This window comes from Nocardia acididurans, from assembly GCF_016741815.1.
Lineage (GTDB): Bacteria > Actinomycetota > Actinomycetes > Mycobacteriales > Mycobacteriaceae > Nocardia > Nocardia acididurans.
Map to the genome: position 1 here is coordinate 1 of NZ_JAERRJ010000032.1, position 7,545 is coordinate 7,545.

Annotated in this window: 5 protein-coding genes; 3 read left to right on the top strand and 2 right to left on the bottom strand. The window is 69.3% G+C overall.

Going from position 1 to position 7,545, the window contains the following annotated elements:
- Positions 1 to 178: 178 nt before the first annotated feature.
- Positions 179 to 1,204, top strand: coding sequence for a tyrosine-type recombinase/integrase (locus JK358_RS38480; protein ID WP_201958764.1), 1,026 nt, complete (start codon positions 179 to 181; stop codon positions 1,202 to 1,204).
- A gap of 3 nt (positions 1,205 to 1,207) precedes the next feature.
- On the opposite strand, the gene JK358_RS38485 is transcribed toward JK358_RS38480, so the two are convergent.
- Positions 1,208 to 1,483 carry a hypothetical protein gene (locus tag JK358_RS38485; RefSeq protein WP_201958767.1) on the bottom strand — a complete coding sequence of 92 codons (276 nt, stop codon included), beginning with the start codon at positions 1,481 to 1,483 and terminating at the stop codon, positions 1,208 to 1,210.
- 75 nt (positions 1,484 to 1,558) lie between these two features.
- Positions 1,559 to 6,487: a MobF family relaxase gene (gene mobF / locus JK358_RS38490; protein ID WP_201958775.1), complete on the bottom strand. Its 4,929-nt coding sequence runs from the start codon at positions 6,485 to 6,487 to the stop codon at positions 1,559 to 1,561.
- A 310-nt stretch (positions 6,488 to 6,797) separates the two neighbouring features.
- On the opposite strand from mobF, the gene JK358_RS38495 reads away from it, so the two are divergent.
- Positions 6,798 to 7,178 carry a hypothetical protein gene (locus tag JK358_RS38495; RefSeq protein WP_201958777.1) on the top strand — a complete coding sequence of 127 codons (381 nt, stop codon included), beginning with the start codon at positions 6,798 to 6,800 and terminating at the stop codon, positions 7,176 to 7,178.
- 32 nt (positions 7,179 to 7,210) lie between these two features.
- A partial coding sequence (locus JK358_RS38500; RefSeq protein WP_201958779.1) for a hypothetical protein occupies positions 7,211 to 7,545 on the top strand: 335 nt, incomplete at its 3' end.

Here is a 7,545-nt window from a genome sequence, read left to right on the forward strand (position 1 = left end):
GAACCACTCATGCGCGAGAACGGGATCAGCGGCTTCAGCCGCTGACACGACCGAAAGCACCAATTAGTCACGGATCCAAGCATTTTGACGCGTGACTAATGGGTTGTCCGGTGCTGCTTGTCGGTCCCTGCTGCCATCCTCGAGACTTGAGATCAGCAGAGGAAAGGTGGTGAGAGCGGTGAGCGAGGACGCGCTAGCGGGTGCTGTCGATGTCGGATCGGCCGGCAGCGATCGGTACGCTCTCGACCCGCTCTATGCGCACGCGCTGGGCGTGCGCCCGCACCGGAAACTGGTGCCGCGCACCCGGATCGAGTACACCCGCCGTGTCTCGCTGTATCTTGCGTGGCTGCGCGAGGCCGACCCCGCCCACGTCGATGCTCTCACCACCGCCAGCGGGCGTGACGCCGCGGTCGAAGCGTATTTGCAGTCGCTGAAACAGCGCGGCCGCACCGCCAGCACCTGGAATGTGACGCTGGCGGCGTTGAACAGCTACTACGAGCACCTCGAGCTGGGACCTGCCCAGGTGGCCCCTGCCCCGATCAAACGGGTAGTCACGCGTCCGTTGACAGTCGACGAGCAATCCAGGCTGATCGCGACGGCGCAGGCCCGCCCCGCGCACACCCGACTGTTCCGGATCCGCAAGGTGCGCAACATGGCGCTGGTCATGCTGCTGCTCTACGGCGGGCTACGGGAGTCCGAAGCCGCCGACCTCGATGACGACGACCTGGTACTGACCGGGGCCAGACGAATCGTGTGGGTTCCTGGCCCCGGCGGCCGCCGCCGACAAGTTCATCTGCCGCGCCGTGCCGCGGTCGCGCTGGCCGCGTGGCGCTCCGAACGCGCAGTCCTGCTCGGCGATCTGCGCATCAAGCCGTTCTTCCTGGCTGGGGACAACGACGAAGGCGACAGCGACCTGCGGCGGCTGTCGCAGCGGCAGATCGAGGACATCGTGCGCGACCTAGGCCGTGAAGCGGGTCTCTGCGAGGGAGAGGGCATCGCCCCCGGAGCTCTGCGCGCCACCCACGCCCAACACGTGATCGCCGAAGAACCCGATCTCGCACGCGTCGCCTCGCGGCTCGGGCAGGTCAAACCCGACCTCCCCCAGATACACACTCTGCGTGCCACACCACTGCAGCAGCATCCCGGACGCCGTCACGCGGTGCCGCGCGACGATGAATATCCGCAGCTGGCGCTTGATTTCTGAGGTTCACTGCCTGCCGGAGCGGGGTAGGCGGCGCAGCACGATGGCCAGCACGGCCAGCAGGATCAGGTGGAAGAGGCACAGGACGACTTTGAAGATGAGGGGCATCTCGACCTGCAACGTGGCCAGAATCAGAAGAGGTGCCGCGATCAGCAGGAAGGCATAGGCCCACATCCGGGCTGCCGCGCTACGGCTCAACGCACCACGCTCTTCGAGGGAATTAGCCCCGATCTGCAGGTATGCCCCCACGATCAAGCACGTGGCACCGGCCAGCAGCAGCATGCTGATCATTATGCGGTCCGCTAAACGGCTGTAACTCGCGCACCGCTGGTCAACGCCAGATCGATTGTCGAATATCTACAGTTCGGCGCCGTAGTCCTGAGCGGCCTGCGGATGTTGGGCCTGGGCTGATTCGGGTGCTTGCTGTGCGTCCGGTGTGACGGTGCGGGCGCGTACACGCTGTTCGGCTTCCGCTGCGGCGGGGGAGAGGTTGCGGCGTCGTGTGCGTTCGGCCAGCGCCTGCGCGAGTTGCTGGTTGGCATGGGTGCGTCGGTGCGCGAGCCGGGCTCGGTGGGCCTGTATGCGGTCGTCTTCGGCGCGAGCGGCCATGAGTTCAGCGTGGCGGGATTCGTCGTTGTCGCGAGCTATCAGCTGTGTCCACTGCGCCCGTGGCGCGCCTGCCTCGAGAGCTTCCTGCACGGCGATATCGGCGTCGACGCGAGCGGTTTCGGCGTGGCTGCGGGTCCGGTCGTAGTGGGTTTGGGCGGCGGTGAGCTGGGCTTGTGCGGCTTGGCGTGCGCTGCGCCGGTACGCGGGTACGGCCGCGAGCGCTGCCAGTGCGGTGGTGAGGTCCTCGGCGGCGGCGTCGAGTCGGCGCTGGGCTTCGGCGGCGGAGTCCAGCGCGGTCTGCGCGGCGTGGATGGCTTCGACGCGCGCGTGCAGTTCGGCGTGATCGGCGGTGACGGCGTCGACGTGGGAGGTCTGCATGTCGGTCGCGGTGAGTTCGGCCGGGTCGGGTCCGGTCGCGGTGTGGCGTAGTGCGCGGATGCGGGCGTTGAGGGCTCGGGTGTCCAGGATGCGCAGCGGGTCGGCCTGCATCTGCTGGAGCAGGCGCAGGTCTTCGAGGGTGGCGATCTGGTGCAGTAGATCGGTGGCGTGGTCGGCGACGGCGCGATCGAGCCCGGGGTGTTCGGGCGGCAGAGGGGGCGGCGGGGTGACGGTGGCGAGGTCGCCGGTGTCGAGTCGGTGCTGGGCGATGGCGGTGTCGGCGCGGGTGGCGAGCACGGTGGCGACGTCGCGGGGGCGGGTGATCGGTGGGTAGGTGGCGGTGGCGATTTCGGTGACGAGTGCGCGGGCGTCGAGGCCGGCGGATTCGGCGTGGGCGAGCACGTCGAGCAGGTGGGTGTAGTCGCGGCCGTCCTGGGCGTGGCGGTGCAGTCCGGCGGGCAGGGCATCGGCGAGGAGATGCCGGGCCCAGTCGCGGCCGAGGATCTTCACGCGGTGGGTGTAGTCGCGGCGCAACCGATCGAGGCGGGCGTCGAGGGTGCGGTCGGGGCCGTCGATCGCGAGCGCGTCGGCGAGTTCGCCGATCGCGGCGACGCGGTCGGGGTTGGCGGCCAAAGCTTCGATCTCGGACCGGTCGGCCAGGCGGGTGCGTAGATCGGCGGCGTAGTCGGCGAGTTCGGCGTCGACGCCGGGATGGCGTGGCGGCAGGGCCGGTAGCTCGGGTTCGGGCAGGTCGCGCAGCGTGCGGAACGGGCCGTCGCTGGAGCGGGCGGGGTAGCCGAGTTGGCGGGCGATGTGGCGGTCGGCGCGGGCGCGCAGGACCGCGGCCGGGTCGTCGGTGTCGTCGAGTCCGTCGATGGTGGCGCGCCAGCGGTCGGTGGCGATGAGCCCGACCAGGGTCACGGTGTCGAGGCCGTGTTCGTGGGCGCGGTCGAGGGTGTCCAGCAGCGTCGAATAGTGCCGGGAATGGCGGACCTGTTCGGCGAGTGCGGGTTCCAGTGCGCGGTCGAGCAGGTCGGCGAGGCGGGCGTGGGTGAGCAGCTGGCGGGCGTGGTCGTAGATCTCGCGGGTCCGGCCCGGGTCGGTGAGGCGGTCGGTTTCGGCGCGCAGGATCTCGGTGGCGGTGATGTTGTCGTCGCGGCGTCCAAGTTCACGCCGCCACACCTCGTGATCTGTGAGGACCTGGCCCGGTTCGTGGTGCAGATCCGGTTCGGGGACGGCGTCGGTGGTGAGGTAGATACCGTTCCAGGTGGCGCCACGGGTGAGCCCGACGTAGGCGAGGGAGCGGCCCAGCGCTGCGCCCATGAGCAGGTGGGCGCTGTCGACGGTCATGCCTTGCGCGCGGTGCACCGTGGAGGCGTAGCCGAGTTCGGTGTGATCGGTGACGTAGCGGGCGGGCAGTCGGACGTGGCCGCGGTGGGTGGTGCCGGTGACCGTCAGTGAGCCGTCGGCGTGGATCTTCTGCACGCGCCATTGCTCGCCGTTGTCGACCGGGTTCCCGGCGCGGTAGCCGCCGGTGATGCGCAGGCGGGGATTGTTGCGGCGGGTGACGACCAGATCCCCGATGTAGCCGGTGTGTGCGTCGGCCAACTGCACGCCGGGCCCGCTGGTCTGCACTTGTCCGCGCAGGGCGAGGGCTGTTTGGGCGGCTCCGTTGAGCATGTGGACGTCGTCGAGGGTGGCGGCCATCATCAGGCTGGACGCGCCGCGGTCGAGGTCGGCGAGGTGGTTGGTGAGGATCTGTTCGCGCAGTTCGTCGGCCATTCCGGCGACTACGCGCCCAGCGTTCTTGTAGTACGCCCATGCCTTGTCCGCGTCGCCGTCGCGCACGTGCAGCGACGCGGCGGCTTCGAGCGGATCGGCGAACCGCACCACCGTGTCCAGGGCGGGGGCGCGGGTGTCGGTGGCGATCAATCGGAGTGCGCCGCCGGCTTCGATCGCGTCGAGTTGGGCGGGGTCGCCGATCCAGCGCACGACCGCGCCGTGGGCGTCGGCCAGGCGCTGCAGTTCGGCGAGATTGTGGGTCGAAGCCATGCCTGCCTCGTCGACGAGCAGCATTGCCCCGGCGGTGATACCGGTGTCGCGGCCCCAGCGTGCGAGCGCGAGCAGGGAGTCGATGGTGCGGGCAGGACAGTCGATCGCGTCGCCGAGTTCGCGGGCGGCGGTCTTCTGCGGAGACAGCGCGATCACGGCGCGCCCGTCGGCGCGCCACGCCTTCACGGCCGCGCGCATGGCGGTGGTCTTGCCGGTACCGGCGGGGCCGATCGCGACCGCCAGCCGCATCCCGGACGTGCACAGGTGCCGCACGATGCGGCGTTGTCCCGCATTGAGTTTCGGCGTATCCGGCGTCTCGACCGCGGCGATGGCGGCCTCCACCGCCGACGTGGACACGAACTCGGCGGTGGGCGTCTTCGCGGCCTCGAGCAGCCCGGTTTCGTTGTCCAGGACCGCTTCGCAGGTGTAGCGCAGCGTGGTGGCCGCGCAGGTGGTGTGCACGTGCTCGCCGTTGCGGCGCGCCATCGCGGCGGGCACCGGATCCGGGTCCACACTCAACGCCACGCTGAGCTGGTCGCGCACGGTCGTGATCGCGGTTTCCACCGCGTCACGCTGGGCCTGGGCGGTGGGGAAGTCACACAGACTGATCCGGTCTTCGGCGGCGGCCCGGATGTGGGTTTCGGTCCAGGTCGCGCGCCGGCGTGCCACGGTTTCGAGGATGTCGACGGCGACCTGGCCGGGGTCGTAGACGCTGCGCTGGGCAGCGAGGACGGCCCGGTCGACGTGCTCGAGCAGGTTGTTCTCGTTGTCGGGATCGAGCAGCGCGCACACCTGCTCGGCGGCGGTCTGCGGGTCCAGTTCGGCGGGCAGGAGGAATCGGTGGGCCAGGGTGTCGAGGACCACCTGCTGCACGCGGGAGCGGGGGGTGTCGGTGATGGTGGCGGCGCCGCCGAGGGCCTGGCCGGCGGTGATGGTGGCCTTGTGCAGGTCGTAGCGGCGCGGTGCGTCCGGGTGCTGGGACAGGTAGCGGACCTCGGTGGCGAAGTCGCGGGCGGTGCGGCCGTCGCCGAGGAATTCCTCAGTCTGGGCGGCCCATTCGGTGAGCATCTCGGCCAGCGATCTCGGCAGCGGTTTGCCCTCACGCGTGGCGAGGGTAGCGGCCTGGACGAGGTGGATCTGCACGTTCTTGGGCGGATTGTGCCCATGGGTGCGCCGGTAGTCGGCGATGAGCTTCTCGGCTTCTTTCAGAATGCTCGGGCGCCGGGAGAAGAACTTGATCAATTCCTCGGGGACGTCGGCGATTTCGAGCACGGGAGCCTTGCCCAGACCGTTGCGATAGCGCTCCTCGAACCGGTAGCCCATGGTCCGTTTCAGCTCGCCGATGCGGCGCGCGTTGTACTCGCACGACAGCGACACCGTGGCCTGATAGAGGGCCCGCGCGTCCAGGGCACACCATTTGTCGTCCGAGCCCAGGACCCGCGCCGAGAGCACGACGTGACTGTGTGGGGTGGGATCTCCTGCCCGTGAATCCCAGTGGTGATAAACCGCGAAGGTCAAACCTTCGGCGTCGATAACCCGTTTGCCGCCCGCGCCGCGGCGGGCCAGCGCGTACTTGTCCTGGGCGGTTTCCAGCGCGCCGTAGAGGGCGCGCAGGTGGGCTTCCCAATGCTGTTGGCGGCCTTCGTCATCGAGCAGCGCCCACTGGATCGACTCCGATTTCGTGGGTGTGGCCACCATGTCGAACCCCACCACCGTGGCCCGGTCCCGGCGCTTCTCGTCGGCAAGGGCGTCGGTGATCTCCTCTGGAGTCGGTGTACGCCCGAGTTCGCCCAGCAGGTGCGTGCGGGCGGCTCCGATGCGTAGATCCAGCCATTCCTCGCGGTCGGGAGGGCGTTGATGCTGGGCCAGGAACGCGACTTTGCTGCGCTCGTAGATCTCGCTGATCGGGCTGGGTGTGCCGCCGACGGCGTGGTGGCCGCTGCCGAGTTTGGCCTCGGCGAGGGCCTGCTCGGTGGTCTTGCCCTCGGCGATGGCGTCGATGATGATGCGGTCGGCGTCGGGGTGGATGCCCTCGCCGTAGAGGGCCCGCATCTGCGCTTCGGTGACCTCGCCGAATACTCCGAGCAGGTCGGCGCCGCGGCCGAACCATTGGCCTGGGGGAGTGCCGGTGGCGGTGTAGTAGTCGGTGAGTCCTTGACCCCGCGCGCGTTGACGATCAGCGGTGGCGACCGAGCGGAGGAGGTACTCGAAGCCATCGCCGGCGTGTAACGCCTTGATGGTCAACACATGATCAAGTGTGCGCGCAAACTTGCGGCAACGGAAGAGGCTGTGACCTGGGAATTCACGATAGTGCAAGAGGTGTGTAGGAGATTTGGGCTTGTCACGTGGGTACCAGTAGGGGGTGGATGGTGCGGAATCGGCAGGGGAGCGGGAGGGCGCGCGGGAACGGCGAACGGAAATTCGCTGATGAACAGCGAGAAACGGGCGTACCGTCAAAGATCAACAAATATCGGGCAACCTGATCGGCTCGGCCGACAGTCCGCCCGGTACCGGCAACGCGAGGGGCCGCGCGCGGTCCGTTGGGAGGCTGGCAGCGATGACAGGCACAAAACGCGCTCCCGGGGCGGCGGTCGTGGCCGCGCGGGAAGCACGCGAACGGATGGCCGCGCTAGCGGCGGCCGCGCGGGAACGCGAATCGGCCAACACCAAGGATCTGACCGACTACCTCAAAGCGGCGTCGGCGCTGGCCACAGCGGCAGGCAAACGCGATACCGCCATCGCCGCAGCGGAAAAGACCTACGCGGCCGCGGTGGCGGCAACACAGCGGCAGCAAGCGGCGGCGCTGGCACAGATCCAAGCGCGTGGGGCCAGTGAAGCGGAGTTGCTGGCGCTCACCGGGCTGGAACCGGGCAAGCTGCGGGCGCTGCTCAAACTCGCCCCCGCGGCCGACCAGCCGGCGGGGGCCGCACCGAAGTAGGGCACGACCGATCGGAGACAAAGGGGGCGGCGATGATTCTGGTTGCCGAATTGCTGGTGGTGGCCGTCGGCGCGGTCGGTGCGCTGCTGACGGTGGGCGCGCTGCTGTGGCTGTATCCGGGCGTGCTGCGGATCCTGGGCGGGCTGCTGATCCTGTCGAACCTGTACCGGCTCGGGCTGTCGCTGCTGTATCCGTGGGTGCGGGGCTCGGCGCTGCTGTGGCTGGCGGTCGGGGTGCTGGCGTGGCTGGCCGGGCATTGGCTCTACGCGGCGCGCTGGCATGCCTGGCGGTCGCCGATCGCCGCGCACACGTTCGCGCTGCCCGTCCTGCGGGCACTGGCTCCCACGACCGGGCGCGGACATGCCTA

What these genes read in the sequence shown, in the direction of transcription:
- JK358_RS38495 (WP_201958777.1), top strand. Translation starts at nt 6,798, where the DNA reads ATGACAGGCACAAAACGCGCTCCCGGGGCGGCGGTCGTGGCCGCGCGG.
- JK358_RS38485 (WP_201958767.1), bottom strand. Translation starts at nt 1,483, where the DNA reads ATGCTGCTGCTGGCCGGTGCCACGTGCTTGATCGTGGGGGCATACCTG.